Raw genomic sequence first — 24,221 nt, forward strand, 5'->3', positions numbered from 1 at the left:
GTATCCTCGCCAAAATTCATGACGAGCGCAGCGCAACGACCGAAGCAGGCCATTCGCCAATGTCGTCGGCATCAGAGCTCTGGAGGAGTGACCGTGTCAAATCTGCTGGATGAACTTTCGAGTTCGCCTCAGGCAGCGCTGGAGCCTCAGGACGAGGTAGGAATCGTTGGCCAGTACTACGACGACAAAACAGCCAGGCTTGTCCGCAAATACGGGCCCGGCCCCAGGATTCACTACCACGTGGGTCACTACCCTTCGGCTGAAACGCCGCTGCATCCCGACGATGTGACGCCGGATGCCATTCGCCGCAGCATCCGGGACCACCAAGAGGGTCTGCTGCGGTACGCGGCCAAGATCTGGGGCGCTGAACACCGGCTGTCGGGGCGAATCCTGGACGTCGGCTGCGGTCTCGGCGGGGGCTCGCTCTTCTGGGCGCAGGAGTACGGCGCCGACGTCACGGCGGTCACCAATGCGCCGGAACACGCGCCGATCGTCAACAAGTTCGCGCGGGAATGCGGCGTGGACGAGCGGGTCCGAACCCTGGTCTGTGATGCGATGCATCTCCCCCTGGACGGCCCCTATGACGCAGCAGTAGCGATCGAGAGCAGCGGATACTTCAACCGTCCGCAGTGGTTCGAGCGTCTGGCGCAGGTGCTTCGTCCGGGCGCGAGTGTGTGCATCGAGGAAGTGTTCATCACACGCCCTCACGGGGCCGATGTGTGGGCCGAATACTTCTACACGAAGCCGGCCACGGTGCTCGACTACGCAGAAGCCGCGCAGGCTGCGGGCTTCGAACTGGTCGATGAGGTCGACGCCACGTCAGAGACCCTGCCGTTCTGGGAGGAGAGTGTCGCCTGGACGAAGGCGGTACTGGACACCGACAGCAGCCTCTCTGCAGTTGACCGCAGGAACCTGAGGATATCTCTGCTGGCGAACCAGGCGCTCTGCGCTGAATGGCAAGCAGGAGGCATGCAGCTGGGCTTCTTGCGCTTCGAGCGCAAGTGAGCGCGAAGAGTAGCAGACAGCCAGTTTGTTGACCTGGCAGCACTGGTTACCAGTGGTTGTCAGTGGTTGTCAGTAGATCACGCAGGCGCTGGGCTGGGGTTGCCCAGCCCAGCGCAGCGGGTTTCCGCCCGCCTTTCGATGTGACTGCCGCCTAGGTGTCGCCAACCATCTCCTCGACGCGTTCCCCGGCTTGTGGCTCGCGGTCGACCCGCAGGATCTGCGGTGGCGTACCAACACGATCATTCGCGGGCTCACCGCCGGTACGGCTGAACCGCCGCCGACTTCCCGCCACCTTCACGACGATACGGAGTTCCTCATGACGCTCGGACAGTCTCCCGCTCACAGCGACGTCCGCAACGTGTACGACGGGTTCGGTCGGATCTACGGTTCCGTCTGGGGCCCCAATATCCACTACGGCTACTGGGAGAACGAGGCCGACGACAGCTCCGTCGAGGTGGCCACGGACCGCCTGACCGACCTGATGATCTCTGGTCTCGCCGCACAGGCCGGCCAGCGGGTCCTGGACATCGGCTGCGGCATCGGCTACCCCGCGCAGCGGCTCGTCCGCACTTGTGACGTGAACGTGGTGGGCATCACCGTCAGCCACATCCAGGTGGAGGAGGCCACGGAACTCGCCGCCGAGGCCGGGCTCGCCGACCGGGCCACGTTCCAGTTCGCGGACGCGATGGACATGCCCTTCCCCGACGGCTCGTTCGACGCGGCCTGGGCGTTCGAGTCGATGTGGCACATGCCCGACCGGGCCCAGGTGCTCTCCGAGGCCGCCCGCGTGCTGCGCCCCGGCGGCCGCCTCGCCATCGCCGACGTCATCCAGCGCGACCCGATCAGCCCTGAGGGACGCGTGGTCCTGGACCACATCTCCGAGAACTACGCGGTGCGCTCCCTGGGCACTGCGGACGAATACCGGGTGGCGTTGGCCGCCAACGGTTTCGTCGACGTGGAGATCCGTGACATCACCGACAACGTCATCCGTACCCTCGGGCTCATGGCCGACGCCTTTGATACTGTCCGCGACAAGCTGGCCGACCTGGTCGGCGAGGAGCACGCCGAGTCGCTCATCCACAACGTGCGCAGGTTCGGGGCCATCCCGGAGAGCGGCTACCTCTTCCTGACCGCGGTCCGCGCCTGACCGCGGGCGCCGTCCCCGGTTCTCAGCTCGGCGTCTCAGGGCGCAAGGCTGGGGTCGAGGTACTTCCTGACGCTTCCTGAACAGGGCCCTCCGGCGGTTGAGCGAGATGTCTGACGTCTCAACTCGACGTCCGGAGGGCCTCGTTGTCTGTCCATCCTGCATCACCGGACCTGCCGCACGGCCCATCAGCAGTCCGACAAGCCGAAACGGCCCGCCAGTTCAACTGACGGGCCGTCACACCGTGCTGGGGCTAGCCGGCATCCGGATCTGTGGAACCCAGGGTCCTCACCGCAGGGGTCAGCGTGTCGTCCAGATCCCCGACGACCGCCCGGATGCCCGTCCTCACTGCCGTACCCGCAACTCGGTCAACGCCCGAAGCGGAAACACTGGCCGGTGATGTGGCGGCTGCCCTGGCGCCAGGGTCAGACCCGGCATCCTGGCGGCGATGGCCTCTACCGCGATCTCCAGTTCCGCGCGGGCGAATCCGGCTCCGAGGCAGAAATGGATGCCGTGCCCGAACGCGAGATGCGTGGCAGACCGGCTGTCCGGACTGAACGCGGCCGGACATGCGCGAGAGCGGCTGTCCCGGCCGGCCGCTCCGTACAGCAGAAGCAGCCGACTCCCCGCGGCCAGGTGGACGCCACCGACCACTACGTCACGGACCGCGGTCCGGTACATGCCCGCCAGCGGGCTGTCGAACCGCAGCCCCTCCTCGACGAGGTCCCGTACGGCGATCGTCCCGTCGACGACCTCGGCCCAGCCGCCGGGTGACTGAAGCTGCTGGTAGAGGATCGTGCCGAGCGCCTCGGCACAGGTCATGTGTCCCGCGAAGATCAGGGTGGGGACCTGGACGGAAACCTCGTCAGCGGTGAGCGTGCGGCCCGCCTTGCCGTCGTGGAGCAGCTCACTGATCAGGTCGTCCTGCGGTGCGGCCAGCCGCTCCTGCACGAGTGAACGGGCGAACGCTCCGAAGTCCATCAGCCCGCGGGCGAATTCACGCAGCCGCTCAGGATCGGCGTTGCTCTGCGACATCATGAGCTCGATGCGCTGCTCGGACCACGTGCGGCAGCGGTCGTAGTAATCCTCCGGGACCCCGAGGCGCCGGCAGATCACCTCGAGGGCGTACGGAACGGCGAACGCCGAGATGAAGTCGAACTCCGTCAAGACCGCGGCACGCTCGACGAGGTCGGTGGCGATCGCACGGATCGTGGGTTCGAACGCTCTGACCCTGGCCGGCGTGAACCCGGCGTTGAGCACTTCCCTGACCCTGGCGTGCTCGGGCGGGTCGAGTGAGCCGACGGCCACCGCATCAGCGCCGCGCCAGGTGCGGAACATCCGACTCACGTCCTCGGGCAGTGCGGCCGCGGGACGAGGGTTGTGGTCACGCGCCGAGAAGCTTTGGTCGTCCCGCAGCACGGCAACCATGTCCTCGCGCCGGGTGACGCACCACGCGCCGAGCAAAGGGGCGTAGAACACCGGTTCCGTCTCTCCGATGTCGGCCAGAAATGAATACGGGTCGTCGCGATGTGCGCCGTACGGGTCGAACGACCTGACTTCATGCAATTGCTCAGAATCAACTGGCATAGCCATTCAGCCTCTCAAGCTTTCAGTGAACCATTCCCGGCAATGATCAGTGACGTCGTGTGATACTGCTCGGCCCGCCGGGGCGACCCAGGGTCGCAACGTCCGCCCGTCGCGGGCGAACCGGCGGGCCTCCTGGTGCACCTCGGCCACCAGGGGGGCAGGTCGAGCACGTCCAGCGCGCGCCGTGCTGTTCCAGCGCGAGGTCGATGACGGCTATCGCCAGGCGTACACCGGCACAGAAACCGAGCCCTTCTCAGGAAGTCTTGTCTGCCGTTTGGTGCCGGCTTAATAGCCGGACTCGAAGTACGGCCTCGGGTGCCGCCCAGCAGCTACCAATCTGCACAGTACTCCAATCCGGTCCCCACACCGTCTCCGTTTGGGGTTTTTCCTAAAGTCGAAGCTGCCCACGCCGCATCGTTGACACGACGGGAGAGGTCGTTCAGGATGACAGGCGGAACGATCACGCAAATTCCGGCGCATCACTCCGGGTCCGGATTGCGCGTAGCTGCGGGAGCTGCCTACGCATTGACCTGTAGTGAGATCGGGTGATCATGAGCTTTGCGCAATCATTCGTCCATCCAGCGCAGTGATTTCCAGTGGTGCAATTCGCGAACGCCATGCGCGTAGGCTCTGACCACGAATTGGGAAGGCGCGCGACCGAAGGAGAATCCCGATCAGCGCACTCGACACCTCGTCGACCGGGCTCCAAGCCTTCCTGTCGCCGAAGATGGTGCAATCCACGGTACTGCCCGTTATGCGGCAGCAGACTTCCGCACTGCAGCCGATCCTGGCCCGGATCTGCTCCTACCACCTCGGCTTCATCGACGAACACGGTGACCCCAGCGGTGCGGAGGGCGGCAAGCTGACCCGCGCCGCCCTCATGATGGCGGCGGCTGATGGCGTCGGCCTACAGCCGGAGGACGTGCGGTGCCAGGCGGCAGCGCTGGAGTTGCTGCACAACTCGACCCTGATCCACGACGACATCATCGACGCGGACGAGCTGCGTCGCGGCCGCCCGGCCGCGTGGAAGGTGTTCGGCACCAGTCTGGCCATCCTGGCCGGGGACGCGTTGCAGGCTCTTGGGCTGCAGATGGTCGTCGCCGACCCCGGCCCCGGCCGTGCGGAAATCTCCAGCCTGTTCGCCGAAGCCCTCGGTCTGGTTCTCGCGGGCCAGGCTCGCGAGCTCACCGTCCGGCTGGGTCCGGGCACCGGCATCGCGGAGTACGACCGGATCGTGGAGGAGAAGACGTCCGCGCTGCTGGAGTGCGCGCTGGTGACGCCCGCGTTGCGGGCGGGCAGACCGGAGCACGTCCTGACTGCCCTGCGCAGCGCAGGCCGGCATCTGGGCCTGGCTTTTCAGATCTTCAACGACGTCGAGGACATCTGGGGCGACCCCGCAGTGACCGGCAAGCCCGTCCGGAGCGACATCCTGCGGCGCAACCCTTCTTTTCCGATGCTGGCGGCCTTGTCCACCGACAGCCCGGCCGGCGAACGACTGCGCCAGCTGTGGCACGCCGACGGCAGCACGGCAGCGGACCTCCAGGAGATGGCCGACCTCGTCGAGGAATCCGGCAGCCGGCACACGGCCGAGCAGCTGTCCCGCAGCCATCTGGACTCGGCTCTGGAGCACCTCGGACGAGCCGAGCTGTCCCCGGCCGCGTCCGCCGAACTGACCGCCTTGTTCGACCGCATCGTCAATCGCACGCCATGACGTACATCGTGATCATCCTCGACAAGGTGGTCTGAACCTCGATTCCGGCGGAGGCCGTCAGTGAGTACCCCAGCTCAATTGCCTTTCGAGCAGACGAATGTGCTGCAACTCGCGCCAGGGCTGCGCACGCTCCAATCCCAAGGCGCGGTCCATCGGGTTCGTACTGCCGAGGGCGTCGAGGCGTGGCTGGTCACCGGTCATGCCCAGGTGGCGCAGCTGCTCGACGATGACCGGCTCAGCCGCTCCAATCCCGATCCGGAGGCCGCGGCGAAGGACAGCGGGTCGGCGTTCCTCGCCGGCCTGCTGGGCGACTTCGCCACCGACCACGCTCGGTTGCGTACGCTACTGGAGCCGCACTTCTCACCCGAGCGGATGCTGGCGCTGCGGCCCCACGTCGAAGAACTGACCGGGCGGCTCCTGGACGAACTGGCCGGGCAGAAGTCACCGGTGGACCTGCGCCAGATGTTGGCGCTGCCGCTGCCGCTTCAGGTGATGTGCCAGTGGTTGGGCGTACCCCGGGAGGACAAGGACCGGTTCGGCAGCTGGATCCAGGACGCCGCCAACGTCGGGGACCCGGTCAGGTCCAAGCAGGGACTGGGCGAGTTGTTCGGCTACTGCAGGCAACTCGTCGCGGACAAACGGCAGAATCCCGGCGATGACGTGATCTCCCGGATCTGCGCGACCGAGGGGATCACCGACAACGAGGTCCTCGGGCTGACGGCGTTGTTGCTGTTCGGTGGCTATGAGACCACGGTGGCCCGGATCGGCACCTGCGTGTCGCTGCTGCTGGCCAACCCCGAGCAGTGGCAGGCGTTGCTGGACGACCCGGGCCTCGTCCCCGGCGCGGTCGAGGAAACCCTGCGGATGTCGATGCCGAACCCGCACAACGGCGGCATGCCCCGTTATGCGCTGACGGACTTCGAGATCGACGGAGTCACCATCCGGGCCGGCGACTTCGTACTGCTGAACATCATCGCGGCCAACCACGACGAGACGGCCTTCGCCGACCCCGGCCGGATCGATGTCGCTCGCAACACCGCGGACAGCCTCGTGTTCGGGCGCGGCGCCTACTCCTGCGTCGGCGCGATGCTGGCCCGGATGCAGCTGCAGGTGTTGCTCACCCAGCTCGTCGCGCGATTCCCCACCATGCGTCTGGCTGTCGGTGTAGAGGAGCTGGGGCTGCGCCACAACACGCTGATCGGCGGGTTGGTCCAGCTTCCGGTGACCTGGTGATTGGATCCTGATGCTGCACAAGATATCTACTGGCGTAGTCACGAAGAGCCCGGATTCAGTCCGCGCATATCTCCTGTTGATGCGACTGGACCGGCCTACGGGGTACGTGCTGTACCTGCTTCCAGGGCTGTGGGCCGTCGTCCTCGCCTCCGGGCGACGACCGGACCTGTTGGCGGTGGTGGTCGTCGCTGTCGCGGCGGTGCTGGTGCGCGGCGCGGCCTGCGCGGTCAACGACGTGGTCGACAGGGACGTCGACGCCCGGGTCGCCCGCACCGTGTCGCGTCCTGTCGCGTCGGGGACGATCAGCGTCGGGAACGCACTCCTGTTCGCCGCCGCACAGGCCGTGGTCGCACTGCTGGTCCTGGCGGTGGCGAACGTGGGGACAGCCCTGGTCGTCGGGGCCTCGTACCCGTTGATCGTCGCGTACCCCTTCATGAAGCGCATCTTCTTCTGGCCCTCGGCGTTCCTGGCGCTGGTGATGAGCGTCTACGTGCTGATCGGCTGGACGGCGGTGACCGGGAGCGCCGACTACCCGCTCGCGGTGTACGGCCTGTACGCCGGCGGGGCCTTCTGGACCCTGATTCACGACACGATCTACTCCCATCAGGACAAGGCGTACGACCGGAACATCGGTGTCAGGTCTTCCGCCCTGCTGTTCGGCAAGGCCACCAAGGCGTGGCTGGCGATTTTCGTCGTGCTCAGCGTCGGCGGCGTGCTGTGGGCCGGTTCCCAGACGCCGATGGGGTGGGCGTTCTACCTGATCGTCGTGCTCGCGGGAATCTTCTTGTCCTATCTGGTCGTACGTGTGGACCTGGATGATCCGCAATCGTGCTGGGACACCTTCGTCGCCAACACGTACTTCGGCTGGATCGTTCTCGCGGCCGCGGTCGCCGGGCAGTTCACATGAAGGATGAGCTACGTATGACGGATTCGATGTGGCAGGGCAGTGGCGTCGACCTGGACGCCTACCTGACCCGCGTGGGCTACCAGGGCGACGTGGCTGCGGACCTCTCCACGCTGCGGGGTCTGCACGCCGCCCACGTCGACGCGATCGCCTTCGACAACCTCGACGCGGTGCTCGGGCGGCCGACGGTGCCGTTGGACCTGGACAGCGTCCAGGAGAAGATCGTGCGACAGGGCCGCGGCGGCTGGTGCCTGGAACAGGTCGTCCTGATGGCGGCGGTGCTGGACCGGATCGGCTTCACGTTCTCGGCGTTCGCGGGCAGGACACGGATCCGCACCGGGAACAAGTTCGGTCCGGCACTCCACGTAGCCCTGTGCGTGCAGCTCGACGACGAACGCTGGATCTTCGACGTGGGTTTCGGTGCATACGGGCCGCACGTCCCCATCCGCCTCGCCGAGAACTCGCGGCTGGACGGCGATTGGCCCTTCGACGTGGTGCGGGAACCGAGTGGTGAACACGTGCTGCGGTTCCTTCGACCTGAGGGTCCCGCAGAGCTCTACGGTTTCACCACCGACGCGCGCTATCCGTCGGACTTCGAGCTCCTCAACCATTTCTGCCTGACTCACCCGCGCTCGCCGTTCAACCACCGGATGGTCCTCCAGCGCACTCAGCCCGACGTGAGGCACCTCCTCGTCGGCAGCACTCTCACGGAGATACGTCCCGCAGAGCCGGCGACCTTCCGGGAACTCGACAAGGACGAGACGCTTTCCGCTCCCGAGGAGATCTTCGGGATCACCTTGGAACCGGGCGACGTCCAAACGCTCCGGAAGATCTTGGACGGCCCGTGATGCGTACCTTGCTGCTGGACAACTACGACTCGTACACCTTCAACCTGTACCAGTTGATCGCCGAGATCAACGGCCAGGAGCCCGTCGTCATGGTCAACGACGATCCGATGTTGTCCAGCCTGCGGCTGGAGGACTTCGACAACATCGTCGTCTCGCCCGGCCCTGGACGGCCGCAGAACCCGCGCGACGTCGGCCTCCTCGGCGACCTGCTGCGTCGCACCACGCTGCCCGTGCTGGGCGTCTGCCTCGGCCATCAGATGATCGCGCACCTGGCCGGAGCGTCGGTGGTCGCCGCGCCCGAACCGAGACACGGGCACGTCGCCAAGGTCTCCCACGAGGGAGATCCGCTGTTCGCCGGCATTCCGCGGGAATTCGTCGCGGTTCGCTACCACTCGCTGTGCGTGCAGGAGCCCCTGCCCGAGGAGCTCATCGCCACCGCGTGGGCAGACGACGGTGTACTCATGGCGCTGCGTCACCGCGATCTGCCGCAGTGGGGCGTGCAGTTCCACCCCGAGTCGATAGCTTCCCAGTACGGGCGTGAGATCCTGCGGAACTTCGCCGATCTGACCCGCCGGACGCAGCACAAACAACGGCCCTCCGTCACCGACACCGGAACGGACACGGACACGGACACGGACACCGGCACCGGCACCGCACTGGCCGGCGAGACGCCCGGCGCGGTCGAGGAACTGGGAATCATCAGCACGGCCGTGCCGACCGCTGCCGATTCCGAGGCCATCTTTCTGAAGCTCTTCGACAACACCCCGTACTGCTTCTGGCTGGACAGCAGCCGGGTGGAGGAGGGCCTGTCCCGGTTCTCGTTCCTCGGCGACACGTCAGGTCCGCTCAGCGAGGTCCTGACCTACCGCACCGGCAGCGGGACAGTGGAAGTGCGCGACGCGAACGGCGTCGGCATCGTCACCGGCAGCGTGTTCGACGTCCTCGAACAGCGGCTGCGCGACCGGCGCATCCCCGACTCGGACCTGCCGTTCGACCTGACCGGCGGCTACGTCGGCTACTTCGGCTACGAACTCAAGGCCGAATGCGGGGCCACGGCCAGCCACACCGCCGAAACGCCGGACGCCATCTGGATGTTCGCCGATCGCGTCATCGCGGTCGACCACCAGGAGGGACTGACCTACCTGGTGGCCGTCCACGACGAGAAGACCCGGCGTGACGCGCAGGAGTGGGTGGAACGGACGTCCGCGCTCCTGACGGGCCTGAACCCGGCCGATGTCGAGCCGCCGCGCGAACCCGCCGCCGGCCCGCCCCCGAATGCCGAGGAGTACCTCGGCCGCGGCCGGAGCCAGTACCTGGCGGACATCACGGAGTGCCAGCGGCAGCTGAACCGGGGCGAGAGCTACGAGATCTGCCTGACCGACAAGTTGCACATGCCGTTCCATGACGACGACACGTCCTTCTACCTGCGGCTGCGCCGGGCGAACCCGGCACCGTACGCCGCGCTCCTACGCCTGGGCGACGTCACGGTCTTCAGCTCCTCGCCGGAGCGGTTCCTGCGCATCGAGAGGGACCGCACGGTCACCAGCAAGCCGATCAAGGGCACGGCCCCGCGCGACGCCGACCCGGTGCGCGACGCCGAACTGGCCGCCGTCCTCGCCTCCAGCGCCAAGACTCAGGCCGAGAACCTGATGATCGTCGACCTGTTGCGCAACGACCTGGGCCGGGTGTGCGAGGTGGGCAGCATCGAGGTCGACCCGTACCTGGCCGTCGAGAGCTACGAGACCGTGCACCAACTGGTCTCCACCGTTCGCGGACGGCTCAGTGACGGGGTCAGCGCGATGGACTGCGCCCGGCAGTGCTTCCCGGGCGGGTCGATGACCGGAGCGCCGAAGCTGCGCACCATGGAGATCATCGATCGCTTGGAGACGGAGGCCCGGGGTGTCTACTCCGGCGCCCTCGGCTACTTCGGCCTCTCCGGCGGCACGGAACTGAACATCGTGATCCGCACCGCGGTCCGTGTCGGTGACCGGTTGACCATCGGAGCCGGCGGGGCGATAGTGCTCGACTCCCACCCGCACGAAGAGTACGAGGAGATGCTGCTCAAGGCGGCGGCGTCGCTCCGCGCCTGGCGTGCGCCGGCGGTGTCGGACGTGGGCGGCTCCCGACGATGAACACGGCAAAGAGCACGGCCACCGACCAGGGCGTCCGCCGGTGCTGGGACCCCGATGGCGGATGGTCGACGGCCGACGCCGCCGGGACGGTGCTGGTCATCGACTCCTGGCTCGTGGACGAGGGGCGGGTGCGGGGACTCGACCGGCACGCCGAACGCTTCGGTTCGGCCTGCGACCGGTTCGGCGGACCGGGAGCCGAACGGACGAACCGGTTCCTGCGGGCGGTCGCCGAGTCGCTGCCCGCGCAAGGCCGATGGTTTCCTCGCGTCGAACTCGTGGAGACCGGGTCGGGAACGCGGCTGCGGATGTGGCTGCGCCCCGCGCCACCGCGCACCGCGACCGTCCGGTTGTGGACCGCGGCGGGACCCGACCGCCGTCGACTGCCGGCCGTCAAGGGCGCCGACCTGGATCACCTGGCCTCCCTACGCGCTGCCGCGGCTGCGGCGGGAGCTGACGAGCCGGTGCTGGTCTCGACGGAAGGGCATGTGGTCGAAGGGGCGTCCACGAGCATCGTCTGGTGGCGGGGCGACACGCTGTGCGGGCCACCACCCGGCCCCGGCCTGCTCCCCGGGATCACCCGCGCCCTGCTCGGCGAGCTCGCCGCCACGGCAGGGCACCAGGTCGTCACCGAGCAGGCCACCGCGTCGGATCTCGCCGGCGTCCCCGTCTGGACGCTGAACGCCCTGCACGGCATCCGGCCGGTCACCGAGGGGCTGGGCCGGTTCCAGGACACGGACGCCGCAGCGGCCGAGCGCTGGCAGTCGCGCCTGGCCGCGCTCGCCGTTGCGGCCGACGCCTCGCTGATTCCTGTGGTGAACCCATGAAGGAGGTTTCCCGATGACCTCGGCACGTGAAGAGCCCACGTACGAACGCGACTTGCTGGTGCAGCTGACGCGCCGCTGGGGGAAGCGAGTGGCCGTCAAGAAGGACGAGCTCGACCTCGACGGTCACTTCGACACGGCGATGCCGGACTTCCCCGAACGCCTCGTCCCGGTGCTGGGACTGCCGGGTGCCGACCGGCTCGACCAGGACGCTCGCGAGCGCATCCTGTCCGCGGCGTGGATCTCCTACAACGCCAAGACCGCGGCCATCGAGGACGAGATCATCTTGCCGGCCTGCCGGTTGATGCTCCAGGAACGGATCCCCGTCCGCCACGACGACGTCGCCGTCGACGCGCTGCACCAGACGATCATCGATGAGCATTACCACATCCTGATGTGCCACAACGCCGTCGGCGTGACCCGCAGGCGGCGCGACCTGACGCACCTGCGGTTCGCGCCGGGCGTCTGGTCGGTCGTCCGGGAGCTGGAAGCCACCCGCGCCGGGCTGTCCGGGTTCGACCGCGACATCGTCGACATCGCGTTCTCCCTGGCCGCCGAGACGACGATCAACGGGTTCCTCTCCACACTCGCCACCGCCCAGGAGATCCAGCCGATGAACCGGATCACCACCGATCTGCACCGGCGGGACGAGAGCGGACACGCGGTGGTGTTCCGTGAGTTGTGCGGCTCGCTCTACCGGAACCTGGACGGCGCACTGCAGCGGACGTTCCGCGAAGCGCTCGTCGCCGGGCTGACCGCGTTCCGCTCCGCGGACCTGGACCCCTGGGTGACCGTGGCGGCCCAGGGCGGCTTCGAGATCGACACCGATCAGCTGAGCGAGTGGGCCGCCTCCCGTCCCGTGCCCGCGCGGGACACCGGATCGTTGCAGCTGCTGCTCGACGACCTGGGCATCAGCCACGATCTCGTCGAGATGGTCCACCCATGACCGCCCCGCACCGTTGAGCCGTGAGAAGCGGACGGAGATCATGTTGACCCCCACCGGCGAAGCCGCCGCGCACTGGCGCACACTTGTCGCCCATCAGCGGCCGGAGTGGCCTAGCCTGGCTGAGCTCGGCGACGTGATGGATCAGCTGGCAGCCGTGCTCCCGTTGGTCACGCCGCAGGAGTGCGACACGTTCACCGCACGACTCGCCCAGGCGGCAGAGGGCAGAGCGTTCCTGCTGCAGGGTGGCGACTGCGCCGAACGCTTCGGCCGCCTCTCGACGCAGGCGATTCACAGCAAACTACGCCTCCTGCAGCAGATGGCCGTGATCCTGGCGTACGCGTCGGCGGTGCCGGTGGTCACGGTGGGCCGGATGGCCGGGCAGTACGCGAAGCCCCGATCCCGGCCGACCGAGACCGTCGACGGGCGCACGCTGCCGGTCTACCGGGGCGACGCGGTGAACGGCGTCGGCTTCAGCCAGGCCGAACGACGGCCGGACCCGTCCCGGCTGCTTCGGATGTACGACGCTTCGCGCTACACCCTGGACGCCATGCGCGCATTCGCCCGTGTCGGCACCGATCTACGCCAACTGCACGAGGAGAACCAGGACTTCGTCTCACGCTCGGCTGCCGGTGAACGCTACGGCGAACTCGCCGGTCGAATCGGCCGGGCACTGTCCTCCAAGGACGCGCGCGGCGGCGATCCGTCGCGCACCACGGAGTTGTTCGCCAGCCACGAGGGACTGCTGCTCGACTACGAGGCCGCGCTGACCCGTTACGAGCCGCGTTCCGGCCGAAGGTACGCGGGCAGCGGCCACATGCTGTGGATCGGCGACCGCACCAGACAGCTCGACGGCGCCCACGTCGCCTACTTCGCGACCATCGACAACCCGATCGCGGTGAAGCTGGGCCCTGCCACCACGCCCGAGCAGGCGCTGGCCCTGATCGACCGCCTCGACCCCGACCGGCGGCCGGGCCGGCTGACGTTCATCGTGCGCATGGGCGCACACCGCGTGCGGCACCTGCTGCCGGAACTCGTGGAGAAGGTCACGGCTTCCGGCGCGCCGGTGGTGTGGGTGTGCGATCCGATGCACGGCAACACCTTCGAGGCGCCCAGCGGGCACAAGACCAGGCGGTTCGACGACATCCTCGCCGAGGTCGCCGGCTTCTTCGAGGTGCACCAGGCGCTCGGCACCCACGCCGGCGGACTGCACGTGGAGCTGACCGGCGAGGACGTGACCGAGTGCGTCGGCGGCGGCGCCGATCTGGGTTTCGACGACCTGCACCGCAGGTACGAGTCGGCGTGCGACCCGCGCCTCAACGGAGGCCAGGCGCTTGACCTGGCCTTCCTGGTAGCCGAGATGTTCAACCCGGGAGCAACCGGCGTCGTGGCACCGGAGGCAGCGGTGAACGCCGCGACCCAGGGCGCAAGTCACAGCAACTCTCCCGCCTAGTTCGCCGCGTGAAACCAGCAACATTTTCGAGTGCCCACGCTCTCGCGATCATGTAATCCTACACCGATCAATAAACGGGTCGGCGGAATGGAGTTCCGATGCCTTCGAAGGAGAATTACGCCCGCCGGGTGCTTGAGGCGCTGGCGTCCGATCCTGACCGGATTGCCCTGTGGCGGGAAGGCGAAGAGTTCACCGCAGGCCAGTTCTCCAAGGCCGTTCTCACCGCGGCGGAAATCTTGCGTCGGCACTTCACAGAACACCGAGCCCCGATTTCGGAAGGCAAGGATCCGGTTGTGGCGGTGCTAACCGTCACCAACACCCCGGCGACCATCATCTTCCGCTACGCGGCCAACCTCGCCGGGGCCACCCTGGTCCACCTGCACTCCACGAACGCGGTGGATCCCACCGATCAGCTGGCCGCCGCCGCCCGGCAGGAGATGCTCAGCAGGACCGGGGCGACCTTCCTCGCCATCGACAAGGAGAACGTCGACGCGGCCCGCGAGCTGTGCGACCGGCTGCCTGAGCCACCGCGTCTCGCCGCTCTCGGCCCCCTCGGTCCCGATGTCCTAGACCTCTCGTCGGGCGACTCGTACGCCTTCGACCTCGACGCCGTCGAGGTCGACCCCGAACAACCGGCCGTGGTGATCTGCACCAGCGGTACCAGCGGCAGCCCCAAGGCTGTCACAATGCCGTACCGCGTCCGCAGCCTCTACCTGCAGGTGGGCCCCCGGGTGGGCTTCCAGTCCCCGGAACCCATCGTGTACCTGTCGACCCTTCCGGTGAGCAACTCCAGCGGTACCGTCGTCGACCTCGCGCTCGCCTCCGGCGGAACGGTCGTCCTGCACGACGGGTTTGAGGCGGGCGAAGTGCTGCGGGCCGTGGAACAGCACCGCATCTCCACGCTGGCGATCACCCCGCCGCAGCTGTACATGCTGGTCGACCACCCCGACATCGCCACCACCGACCGGTCGAGCATCAGGAACATCACCTACGTCGGCTCCCCCGCAGCTCCCGCCCGCCTGGCCGAGGCGGTCGAGGTGTTCGGCCCGGTGCTGACCCAGATCTACGGGACCACGGAGACCAGCCCCATCAGCATCCTGACCCCGCCGGACCACTCCGACCCGGCACTCTGCCGGACCGTCGGGCGTCCGACCGCGGAGGTACGCATCCGCGGCCTGGACGACGACCGTGACGTCCCACCCGGCGAGATCGGCGAGGTGTGCGTGCGGAGCCCGTCCACCATGCTCGGCTACTGGGGCGAACCGGAGCTGACCGAAGTGACCATCCGCGACGGCTGGGTGCACACCGGCGACCTCGGTTCCCTCGACGAGAACGGCTTTCTGCGCCTGCACGGCCGGATGGGCGAGGTGATGAAGACCAACGGCATCAAGGTCCGTCCCACAGATGTGGAGAACGCGCTGCTAACCCATCAGGAGGTCGCCCAGGCCGCGGTGTACTGCGTGGTCGACGACGACCGCGTGGAGCACATCCACGCCGCCATCGTGGTGCGGCCGGGCAGCACCGCCGACTCCGGGACGCTGATCGGTCACGTCGCTGCCGAGCTGTCCCCGAATCACGTACCGGCCGTGGTGACGTTCTACGACGCACTGCCCCTCACCGGTGCCGGCAAGCCGGACAAGCAGACGCTGGTCGCACTAGCTGGCGCTCTCGCTGATAAGCCGTTGTCTTATCGGATGTGATCGGTAGGTTTCCGCAGGTCAGGCTTAGGCTCGGCGACCGCGCGACAGGGTTGGTCCATCCGGCGAGACAGGTTCCCACTTGGACCGGGGGCCACGTTTCTGTCAATCTCGGCAGTCCTCCTGGCGGGGATGCTGTCGAAAATCCTGGCCTGACCGGCCTGAGACCGATGACTGGCTGACTCTCGTTACAGGCGCTCTGTTGGCGGCCAACCAGCCCCAAACGCACCGGTGCTACTGGGGATCGAGTCCCAGGCCGGATCCACCTTCCCAAATTCCGTTCGATCGACAGCCTCGTGATCGATATGACAGCGGCTTCTTTAGAGAGCGAGTGGCATAATGACCGCACACCTGGATTTCTTCACTCATGAGATGAAGGAATTCGCCGACCACAGCCGTCAGTTCCTGGAGGTCGGTCGGCGTGCCGGACGGTTCCCGAGTGCCACTGCCCGGGAGGGGCAGGCAGGCGCCGAGCTGGAGATCAGCGTCTGGTGCAGCAACGACTACCTCGGCATGGGGCAGAACCCGGCCGTGCTGACCGCCATGAAGGAGGCCGTCGACGCGTTCGGCGCCGGCTCCGGCGGCTCCCGCAACATCGGTGGCACCAACTACTACCACGTCCTGCTGGAGCAGGAGCTCGCCGCGCTGCACGGCAAGGAGGCGGCGCTGCTGTTCAGTTCGGGCTACACCGCCAACGACGCCGCGCTGTCAGTGCTGGCGGGCCGGATGCCCGGCACCGTGGTCTACTCAGACCAGCTGAACCACGCATCGATCATCGACGGGCTGCGGCACAGCGGTTGCGAGAAGCGGATCTTCCGGCACAACGATGTCGCGCACCTCGAGGAGCTGATCCGCGCCGACGGCGACCGCCCGAAGCTGATCGTCCTGGAGTCGGTGTACTCGATGTCCGGTGACATCGCGCCGCTCGCCGAGATAGCCGCCGTCGCCGAGAATTACGGCGCCACCACGTACATCGACGAGGTGCACGCGGTCGGCATGTACGGCCCGCGCGGTGCCGGGATCGCCGCCCGGGACGGCATCGCCGACGAATTCACCGTCGTGATGGGCACCCTGGCGAAGGGCTTCGGCACCGCCGGCGGCTACATCGCCGGGCCCGCCGCGATGGTGGACGCGGTGCGCAGCTTCGCCCGCGGCTTCATCTTCACCACCTCGCTGCCGCCGGCCATCGCCGCCGGCGCGCTCGCGGCGGTCCGCCACCTCGTCGCCTCCGACGAGGAGCGCGAGCGGCTGCGGAACAACGCGCAGCTGCTGCACCGGCTGCTCGACGAGCAGCGCATCCCGTTCGTCTCGCCGATGTCGCACATCGTCTCGGCGTTCGTCGGCGAGGACGCCACCTGCCGTCAGGCGTCGGCGCTGCTGCTGGACCGGTACGGCATCTATGTGCAATCCATCAACGCCCCCAGCGTGCTGGAGGGCGAGGAGATTCTGCGCGTCGCGCCGTCCGCGACGCACACCACGGCCGATGTCGAGAAGTTCGCGAAGGCGCTGGACGCCATCTGGCAGGAGCTCGACATCCCGCGCACACAGGCGTGAGGCGGGGACGGCGGCCGGGGGCCCTGGCGCGCCCGGCCGCCGTCGTCGCTGATTTCGACCGCAATCGATCAGCGGAGGTTTGGTGACTCTCTCGGTAGCAGCCGTTCTCGCCGAGTCGGCGGTACGACGTCCGGACCACCCGGCGATCGAGTTCGCCGGAGCTCGCCTGATGTACCGTGAACTATGGTTCCGTGCCCGGCAGTACGCCACGGTGTTGGACGAACGGGGTACTCGCCCCGGTGACCGGGTGGCGCTGCTGCTGCCGAACGGCCTGGAGTTCCCGGCGGCCTACTTCGCCGTGCTGGCGCTCGGCGCGGTCGTGGTGCCGATGCACGCGCTGCTCAAGGCGACCGAGATCGAGTACGTGCTGCGCGACAGCGGGGCCCACGTGCTGATCTGCGCCGGGTCGTTGCTCGCCGAGGGGCGCAAGGCCGCGGAGATCGCCGAGGTGCCGCTGCTCGCGGTGCGGGCCGACGCGGAGTGCGAAGCACCGCGGCTGGACGTGCTCGCCGAGCACGCCGAACCGATCGCCGCCTACCGGCCGTGCGCGCCCGGCGACCTCGCGGTGATCCTCTACACCTCCGGCACCACGGGGCGGCCCAAGGGCGCGATGCTGACCCAGCTGAGCATCACCATGAACGTCACCGTCGGGATGCTCTCCCCGTTCGACTTCCGGGCCGAGGACGTGCTGTTCGGTTGCCTGCCGCTGTTCCACACCTTCGGGCAGATCTGCGGCATGCTGACCTGCTTCCGGGCGGGCGCCACCATGGTGCTGACGGACCGCTTCGACGCCGCGGGCGCGCTCGACCTCATGGTCGCGCACAGGTGCACGGTGTTCATGGGCGTCCCGACGATGTACCTGGCGCTGCTCGACGCGGCCGCCGCCACCCCGCTCCGCCCGCCCCTGGACCGCGCGTTCTCCGGCGGCTCGGCGCTGCCGGTCAAGGTGCTGGAGGAGTTCCAGGCCACCTTCGGCTGCACGATCTACGAGGGGTACGGGCTGACCGAGACCTCACCGGTGGTCGCGTACAACCAGCGGGCCTGGCCGTGCAAGCCGGGCACCGTGGGCCGCCCGATCTGGGGCGTCGAGGTGGAGATCGCCAGGGCCAACCTGGAGGGCCGGATCGAGCTGCTGCGGACGGGCGAGGTCGGCGAGATCGTCATCCGGGGCCACAATGTGATGGCCGGCTACCTGGGCCGGCCCGAGGCGACCTCCGAGGTGCTGGTGGACGGCTGGTTCCGCTCGGGCGACCTCGGGGTGAAGGACGCGGACGGCTATCTGTCGATCATCGACCGCAAGAAGGACCTGGTGCTTCGCGGCGGGTACAACGTGTACCCGCGCGAGCTCGAGGAGATGCTGGTGCACCACCCGGCGATCGCGCAGGTCGCGGTCATCGGCGTCCCGCACGAGCGGCACGGCGAGGAGGTGTGCGCGGTGGTGATCCCGCGCGCGGACCGGACGCCGGACGAGGCGCTCGGCGCGGAGATCGTCGCCTGGAGCCGGGAGCGGATGGCCGCGTACAAGTACCCGCGCCTGGTGGAGTTCGTCGACGCGTTCCCGCTCGGCCCCAGCGGCAAGGTGCTCAAGCGGGAGTTGGCGCAGTGGTTCGGCGCCGAGCGCTGAATCAGACCGCCAGCAGCCCGCGGAACCTGTCAAGGCGATCAAGGCAGGTGATGTTGCGCCTAATTCTGGGTCTGAAATTCCTTCTCCGCCAGTTCGCGGTCGGCGCCGCTCGGTGCGGTTCAGGGCATATGGGAACGCTACAAAGCAGTCCCGCGCGCTTTTCTCACGTCGCGTGAGGAGCTCGACTTTCGACGTTCTGACAGGTCTGGTTGATCACGCGGCGGCGTCGAGGCTGGCTGCGGACCATGCCTGCTGGACGTTGCGGATTTCCGGCTCTCCTGCCGCATGTGTGGGTGCGCTGATCTACGGCTGGACGTGAAACACGCCGTCCTCTGTGATCCTTGAGGTGTCGAAGCCCAAGTTTGATCAAGCAGAGAGACGGCGTGCCTGCCTTCAGCATATGGAAGCGCACCCTGATGGTGGAAAACACCGTGGTCGAGGCGGTGCGCTGGGATGAATCGGAACAGTGTGTAGTCGCGTCGGTGCGGCCTGACGCGCGGCGGCGTGGGCGGTGCGGGCTCTGTCAGCGCCCGGCTCCTTGGTACGACCGGGGACGCGGCCGGCGCCGGTGGCGCGACCTGGACCACGGGGCGGTGCGGGTGTTCCTGGAGGCGGATGCCCCGCGGGTCGCCTGCCGCCGGCACGGTCCGACGGTGGCAGCGGTGCCGTGGGCCCGGCACGACGCCGGGCACACCCGGGCCTTCGACCAGCAGGCGGCGTGGATGGCCGCCGAGTGCTCCAAGAGCGCGGCGGCCGAGCTGCTGCGCTGCTCTTGGCGCACGGTCGGGCGGATCGTCGAGCGCTTCACCGCCGACCGTGACCGGGGCACGGACCGGCTGGCGGGGCTCGCCCGGATCGGGATCGACGAGATCTCCTACCGCAAGGGCCGGCGCTACATGACCGTCGTGGTCGACCACGACACCTGCCGGGTGGTGCGGATGGCCGACGGCCACGGCACCGACGTCCTCACCCGGTTCTTCGACGAGCTCGGCGAGGTTCGAGCCGCACGGCTGACACACATCAGCGCCGATGGCGCCGCCTGGATCGCCCAGGTCATCGCCGAGCGGGCACCGGGTGCGCTGCGGGTGATGGACCCCTTTCACGTGGTCGCCTGGGCGACCGAGGCGTTGAACACCGAGCGCCGGGCCTCGTGGAACCGGGCCCGGCGCGAGCTGGGCGACCGGGAGCGGGCGAGGGCGTTGAAGGACTCCCGTTTCGCGTTGTGGAAGAACGCCGAGGACCTGACCGACCGCCAAGTGGCCAAGCTCGCCTGGATCGCGGCCACCGACCCGCGGCTGCACCGCGCCTGGCGACTGAAGGAAGCCCTGCGCTCCGTCTTCGCCCTGGCCAAGCGCCGCCCCACCGCGGCCCTCAAGGCCCTGGACCAGTGGATCGGCTGGGCCCGCCGCTGCCGCATCCCCGCCTTCGTCGACCTCCAGCGCACGATCAAGCGCCACTACGACGCTATCCGCTCCGCGCTGATCACCGGCCCGTCCAACGGACTGATCGAGAGCACCAACACCAAGACCCGCCTGATCATCCGGCGCGGTTTCGGTTTCCACTCCGCCGACGCCGTCATCGCCCTGGTCATGCTCACCCTCGCAGGCCCCCGCCCTACTCTCCCAGGACGACAACCCACGACAGCCTGACCCACACATCAGGCAGGAGAGCCCCAAAACACAGCCTAGCTAGTTGGAAGGACTGGTGGGCTGCTCGCCCGTGACCGAGTCATAGATCCTGCCGTACATGCTATGACCAGGACCGTCATACTCCCACGGCGACTGTCCAGCCGGGTTCGGCTGCCTGTACGAGTCGTAGATGACCCTCCCGTTGTCCACAAGCGTGAATTGACATGGCCAGCCAGTGCTGGAAGTAGAAGTAATCCGGGTCGGATCGATGGCCTGCGCATCGTGTAGGCCATCAGGGTAGGAATGTAGTTCGATCTTCACTACTGCCTCGCAGTACCTCGTACTGAGCGTCCACTGACCTTCGGCTGCCTGAGCCGAGCCGTTAGCCAGCACCACGCTGCCGGCAACCATCGAACCGACCACGGCAGCACGCACCAAGCACTGCCCCCACTTCCACTTCATGTTCCCCCCTGTGGACACGACGAGGAGGCTCTATGCCCCTGGCTACTACTTAGCCTATGAGCGGCACGCGCAGCCCAGGTGATATTAATTCCAGCCATTTGAACGTGAGTTGAGGTCCACAGCGCTCACGCATTCGCGACCCGGTGCGAAGCCGTGTCCGGCCCGGGAGTGTCTACTGTAACGCGATCTTGCGTGAGGGTCCGTCAGCAAACTGACGGACCCTCACGCAAGATCGAGTTGTGGCAGTCCATGTTCCCCGATGCGGAACCCCACCGTCGCTGAGCCACTCGACCACCACCCGATCCCGGGCCGTGTTGACCTCCTTCAGCAGCGGCGCGTGGGGCGAGCAAACTCACCAGCGGCGCCGAGGCGAAACTCACCGGCCTCGGGGGTGAAACTCACAGCTGGTAACCGGCACGCATTCGAAGCGTGCCGTATTTCTCCGCCGATGATCATGATCACCTGCGGGTCTGTACAAAGAACGGCTCTGTCCCGTAATCGGTGGCAACGAAGGGTGACGGTCGTCGTTGTTGTTACGTGCGAGATGCCAACGAGCTTGTGAGCATAGTGTTTTCAGGACTTTCGGCGCTGGTCGTCCAGGACGTGGTGGACGAGGGCGAGGTCATCCGGGTGTCAGCCCGGCCCCAGGACGAGCCTGCGCCATGCCCAGCGTGCGGGCAGCCGACGCGGCACGTGCATGGCTTCCACCATCGAGTGGTCGCGGATGTGCCGGTGGACGGTCGGCGGGTCGTGGTGTCGGTGCGAGTCCGACGCCTGAGCTGCCCGGTTCTGGGTTGCCCGCGCCAGACGTTCCGTGAGCAGGTCCCCGGCCTGATCGAACGCTACCAGCGGCGCACGCGCCGTCTCACCGATCAACTCGGTGAGATCGTGAAGGAGTTAGCGGGCCGGGCGGGCGCCTAGCGGGCCGGGCGGGCGCCCGCCTCTCCCGCGTCCTGGCTGCGACGGTCTCCCGCTCGACCGCCCTGCGCGTGCTCATGCGCCAGTCGGTGCCGCGGCTGCGCGTCCCGCGCGGGCTGGGCGTCGACGACTTCGCCCTGCGCCGGCGTCAGCGTTACGCCACCGTGCTCATCGACGCCGAGACCGGCGAGCGGATCGACGTCCTGCCCGACCGCACCACCCAGACTCTGGTCGCGTGGCTGTGCGAGCACCCCGGGGCCGAGTACGTCTGCCGGGACGGCTCCGGCTCCTACGGCGAGGCGATCCGCCAGGCCCTCCCCGAAGCGGTGCAGGTCAGCGACAGATGGCACTTGTGGAGCAACCTGTGTGGCAAGGTCCTGGCCGAGATCCGCTCTCACGCCGCCTGCTGGGCCACCGCCGTGAACCCGACCCGGCCCGGAGGCGTACGCGAGCAGACCACCCGCGAACGCTGGCACCAGGTCCACAAGCTGCTCGGCCAGGGCGTCGGGCTGCTCGAATGTGCCCGCCGCCTCGACGTCGCGCTGAACACCGTCAAGCGGTACGCCCGCATGAAGGAGCCCACCGGCGACCGCCGGGCACCCCGCTACAAACCCACGCTGGTCGATCCCTACCGCGACCACCTGCGCCGGCGCAGGGCCGAGGACCCCGCGGTGCCCGTCACCCACCTGCTGCGCGAGATCAGGGAGCTCGGCTACACCGGGAGCGCGAACCTCCTGGTCCGCTACATCACCCAGGGCGCGCCGATGGTGACAGGCCCGTCACCACCCCGCGGCGCGTCGCCCGCCTCCTCCTCACCCGTCCCGAGAACCTGCGAGACAAGGACACCGCCCTCCTGAGGGAGCTCACCCAAAGCTGTTCCGAGATGACCGAACTCGCCCGTCTCACCGGAGAGTTCGCGCAACTGCTGGTGCCGGCCAAGGGCAACGACGCCAAGCTCACCGACTGGATCACATCAGTTCGCTCCGTCGACCTGCCCCACCTGCACTCCTTCGCGAACGGCCTGGAACTCGACCGGGCCGCCATCGAGGCCGGCCTCACCCTCCCGTTCCACAACGGCCGCACCGAGGGAGTCAACACGCGAACCAAACGGATCATGAGACAGATGCACGGCCGAGCCGGGTTCTCCCTGCTCCGCCACCGCATCCTCCTCCAGTGACCATCACCCAGCGCTACCACCGATTACGGGACAGAGCCGTTCTTTGTACAGACCCCGTCCCGGGACGGGAGTGGCTCCTTCTGAGGGACAAGCTGCACCGGTTCACCGGGTGCCGTAGTAGGCCAGATTCACGGCCAGAGCAGCCACGGGCAGACAGAAGAACACGGCCCAGGGACCCAGCTGGTGGTCACGAACCCGCAGGTGGGCCCAGAGTGCGCCAAGGAAGTACGACACGAGACCGATGGCAGCGAGCGTGCCCAGGACCGGCACGGCGAACCCGGCCAGCAGCCCCAGCGCCCCCAACGCCAGCAGTGTGCCCAGCGGGCGCATCCAGGACCGGGGCACACGCAGCTTGTCCGCCTGACTCTTGGGGTAGTCGTGACCGATGAAGTTGGCGATGGCGGCCGAGCCGTTGACAGCCGAGGTGAGGAGGGTGACCACGAGGTAGGCGGCAAACACGAGAAACTCCTTCTTCTGCGCGAGAACGACGGTTGGGCGTTCGTGTCCTTGACAAGACAGCGCCTCAAGACGTGACACGCCCTGTCAGACCAGCCCCTCGGGGAGAGCCGCACCCTCCGGGGATGCCGAGAGGGCGTCCAAGATCGTTGTGTGACGAAGAGAACTCGGAGCGGGTCCTGAGTGCCATCGGCCGACTACTGCTCGGACTCCGGAAGGGACCTGGTGCCGCTGCCGCTGGAGTGCCGAGGCACCGCCGTACGCGTCGTACGGCGGCAGGCCGGTGTTGTGTTCTCGCCCGCGGACCCACGCTCGACGCCGGCTTGCCTCAGGCGGTCTGCAGGGCGAACACGAAGGTGGCCGTACTGAGCACGAGCATGCCGGAGGCGTTGAGGAAGAGGTTGCGTCCCAGATCGCGGGCTCGGATGTGCATGCCCACGGCGGTGAGGAAGTAGCAGACGACGACGGCGCTGGTCAGCACCGCCAGCGGGGTGAACCAGATGCCCGCGACCAGTCCTGCGGCCGTCGCGGTCTTCATCAGCGGCAGGAGCGGCCAGAACCGGCGGGGACGCAAAACGACAGTTGAGCACGAGCGGAGAAGGGGCCCGGTGTGAGAGCCTGCCCGGTCTCAGGTCGGGACGACAGGATTTGAACCTGCGACCCCTAATTCCTTATTACTGACCTTGGCGCTTCAAGGTGATTGGCCTGTTTGCGTAGCTGACTGACGGCCATTTGCGCACTATGCCGTTGGTATGCGCTATGCGGATGGGGGCGGGCTGACGGCGAAGGCACGTCAGCGCCGTGAGGCGGTGCGGCTGGAGGCCGCCGTGTTGTTCGACGAAGGTGTCCCACCGAAGGAGGTTGCCCGCAGGTTGCGGGTGACCGCGAAGTCGGCCTACCAGTGGCACCAGGCCTGGCGGGAGG

18 protein-coding genes and 1 pseudogene are annotated in these 24,221 nt (G+C 67.8%); 16 read left to right on the forward strand and 3 right to left on the reverse strand.

Annotation, left to right across the window (positions count from 1 at the left end):
• The first annotated feature begins 93 nt into the window (after positions 1-93).
• Both AB0D10_RS34235 and AB0D10_RS34240 read left to right on the forward strand, forming a co-directional pair.
• A complete protein-coding gene (locus AB0D10_RS34235) occupies positions 94-1,005 on the forward strand; it encodes a methyltransferase domain-containing protein (protein ID WP_360263012.1) in 912 nt (303 codons plus the stop codon).
• Between the two features lie 316 nt (positions 1,006-1,321).
• The gene (locus AB0D10_RS34240) at positions 1,322-2,152 is read left to right on the forward strand and encodes a methyltransferase domain-containing protein (RefSeq protein ID WP_360263014.1); all 831 of its coding nucleotides are present in this window, start codon (positions 1,322-1,324) and stop codon (positions 2,150-2,152) included.
• A gap of 342 nt (positions 2,153-2,494) precedes the next feature.
• Here AB0D10_RS34240 and AB0D10_RS34245 read toward each other — a convergent pair whose 3' ends face one another.
• Positions 2,495-3,715: a cytochrome P450 gene (locus AB0D10_RS34245; protein WP_360263017.1), complete on the reverse strand. Its 1,221-nt coding sequence runs from the start codon at positions 3,713-3,715 to the stop codon at positions 2,495-2,497.
• A gap of 775 nt (positions 3,716-4,490) precedes the next feature.
• On the opposite strand from AB0D10_RS34245, the gene AB0D10_RS34250 reads away from it, so the two are divergent.
• From AB0D10_RS34250 to AB0D10_RS34310, 13 genes and pseudogenes are all read left to right on the forward strand, one after another.
• Positions 4,491-5,447 (forward strand): polyprenyl synthetase family protein, encoded by a 957-nt coding sequence (locus AB0D10_RS34250; protein ID WP_360263020.1) that lies wholly within the window; start codon positions 4,491-4,493, stop codon positions 5,445-5,447.
• Positions 5,448-5,525: 78 nt separating this feature from the next.
• Complete coding sequence (locus tag AB0D10_RS34255; protein WP_360263023.1) at positions 5,526-6,680, forward strand: cytochrome P450; 1,155 nt, start codon at positions 5,526-5,528, stop codon at positions 6,678-6,680.
• 106 nt (positions 6,681-6,786) lie between these two features.
• Complete coding sequence (locus tag AB0D10_RS34260) at positions 6,787-7,587, forward strand: UbiA family prenyltransferase (protein ID WP_360263026.1); 801 nt, start codon at positions 6,787-6,789, stop codon at positions 7,585-7,587.
• Positions 7,588-7,601: 14 nt separating this feature from the next.
• Entirely contained in the window at positions 7,602-8,432 is an 831-nt protein-coding gene (locus AB0D10_RS34265; protein WP_360263029.1) for an arylamine N-acetyltransferase, read from the forward strand.
• Positions 8,432-10,564 (forward strand): aminodeoxychorismate synthase component I, encoded by a 2,133-nt coding sequence (pabB, locus tag AB0D10_RS34270; protein ID WP_360263031.1) that lies wholly within the window; start codon positions 8,432-8,434, stop codon positions 10,562-10,564. Before AB0D10_RS34265 ends, pabB begins: the two co-directional genes overlap by 1 nt.
• Complete coding sequence (locus AB0D10_RS34275) at positions 10,561-11,388, forward strand: aminotransferase class IV (protein WP_360263034.1); 828 nt, start codon at positions 10,561-10,563, stop codon at positions 11,386-11,388. Before pabB ends, AB0D10_RS34275 begins: the two co-directional genes overlap by 4 nt.
• A 13-nt stretch (positions 11,389-11,401) precedes the next feature.
• A complete protein-coding gene (locus AB0D10_RS34280; protein ID WP_360263037.1) occupies positions 11,402-12,331 on the forward strand; it encodes a diiron oxygenase in 930 nt (309 codons plus the stop codon).
• A 40-nt stretch (positions 12,332-12,371) separates the two neighbouring features.
• Positions 12,372-13,781 carry a class II 3-deoxy-7-phosphoheptulonate synthase gene (locus AB0D10_RS34285; protein ID WP_360263040.1) on the forward strand — a complete coding sequence of 470 codons (1,410 nt, stop codon included), beginning with the start codon at positions 12,372-12,374 and terminating at the stop codon, positions 13,779-13,781.
• Positions 13,782-13,879: 98 nt separating this feature from the next.
• On the forward strand, positions 13,880-15,481 hold the full coding sequence (locus AB0D10_RS34290; RefSeq protein WP_360263043.1) for a fatty acid--CoA ligase family protein: 1,602 nt from the start codon (positions 13,880-13,882) through the stop codon (positions 15,479-15,481).
• Between the two features lie 336 nt (positions 15,482-15,817).
• Positions 15,818-17,032 (forward strand): 5-aminolevulinate synthase, encoded by a 1,215-nt coding sequence (hemA, locus tag AB0D10_RS34295; protein ID WP_360263045.1) that lies wholly within the window; start codon positions 15,818-15,820, stop codon positions 17,030-17,032.
• An 82-nt stretch (positions 17,033-17,114) separates the two neighbouring features.
• Positions 17,115-18,656, forward strand: coding sequence for a long-chain fatty acid--CoA ligase (locus AB0D10_RS34300; RefSeq protein WP_360263048.1), 1,542 nt, complete (start codon positions 17,115-17,117; stop codon positions 18,654-18,656).
• Positions 18,657-19,039: 383 nt separating this feature from the next.
• Positions 19,040-20,305, forward strand: a complete 1,266-nt coding sequence (locus tag AB0D10_RS34305) for an ISL3 family transposase (protein ID WP_360263060.1) — start codon at positions 19,040-19,042, stop codon at positions 20,303-20,305.
• A gap of 1,008 nt (positions 20,306-21,313) precedes the next feature.
• Positions 21,314-22,841, forward strand: a pseudogene (locus AB0D10_RS34310) (ISL3 family transposase).
• Positions 22,842-22,943: 102 nt separating this feature from the next.
• On the opposite strand, the gene AB0D10_RS34315 reads toward AB0D10_RS34310, so the two are convergent.
• Positions 22,944-23,300 carry a DoxX family protein gene (locus tag AB0D10_RS34315; RefSeq protein WP_360263051.1) on the reverse strand — a complete coding sequence of 119 codons (357 nt, stop codon included), beginning with the start codon at positions 23,298-23,300 and terminating at the stop codon, positions 22,944-22,946.
• 325 nt (positions 23,301-23,625) lie between these two features.
• On the reverse strand, positions 23,626-23,871 hold the full coding sequence (locus AB0D10_RS34320; RefSeq protein ID WP_360263054.1) for a DoxX family protein: 246 nt from the start codon (positions 23,869-23,871) through the stop codon (positions 23,626-23,628).
• Between the two features lie 178 nt (positions 23,872-24,049).
• On the opposite strand from AB0D10_RS34320, the gene AB0D10_RS34325 reads away from it, so the two are divergent.
• The coding region (locus AB0D10_RS34325) for a helix-turn-helix domain-containing protein (RefSeq protein WP_360263063.1) at positions 24,050-24,221 on the forward strand (172 nt) is incomplete at its 3' end.

The sequence above is a fragment of the Kitasatospora sp. NPDC048545 genome, assembly GCF_040651155.1.
GTDB lineage: Bacteria > Actinomycetota > Actinomycetes > Streptomycetales > Streptomycetaceae > Kitasatospora.

Bases quoted from the DNA above. Each gene is read 5' to 3' on its own strand.
- AB0D10_RS34275 (WP_360263034.1), top strand. From the start codon at position 10,561: ATGAACACGGCAAAGAGCACGGCCACCGACCAGGGCGTCCGCCGGTGC.
- AB0D10_RS34240 (WP_360263014.1), top strand. From the start codon at position 1,322: ATGACGCTCGGACAGTCTCCCGCTCACAGCGACGTCCGCAACGTGTAC.
- pabB (WP_360263031.1), top strand. From the start codon at position 8,432: ATGCGTACCTTGCTGCTGGACAACTACGACTCGTACACCTTCAACCTG.
- AB0D10_RS34265 (WP_360263029.1), top strand. From the start codon at position 7,602: ATGACGGATTCGATGTGGCAGGGCAGTGGCGTCGACCTGGACGCCTAC.
- AB0D10_RS34250 (WP_360263020.1), top strand. From the start codon at position 4,491: ATGCGGCAGCAGACTTCCGCACTGCAGCCGATCCTGGCCCGGATCTGC.
- AB0D10_RS34285 (WP_360263040.1), top strand. From the start codon at position 12,372: ATGTTGACCCCCACCGGCGAAGCCGCCGCGCACTGGCGCACACTTGTC.
- hemA (WP_360263045.1), top strand. From the start codon at position 15,818: ATGACCGCACACCTGGATTTCTTCACTCATGAGATGAAGGAATTCGCC.
- AB0D10_RS34290 (WP_360263043.1), top strand. From the start codon at position 13,880: ATGCCTTCGAAGGAGAATTACGCCCGCCGGGTGCTTGAGGCGCTGGCG.
- AB0D10_RS34280 (WP_360263037.1), top strand. From the start codon at position 11,402: ATGACCTCGGCACGTGAAGAGCCCACGTACGAACGCGACTTGCTGGTG.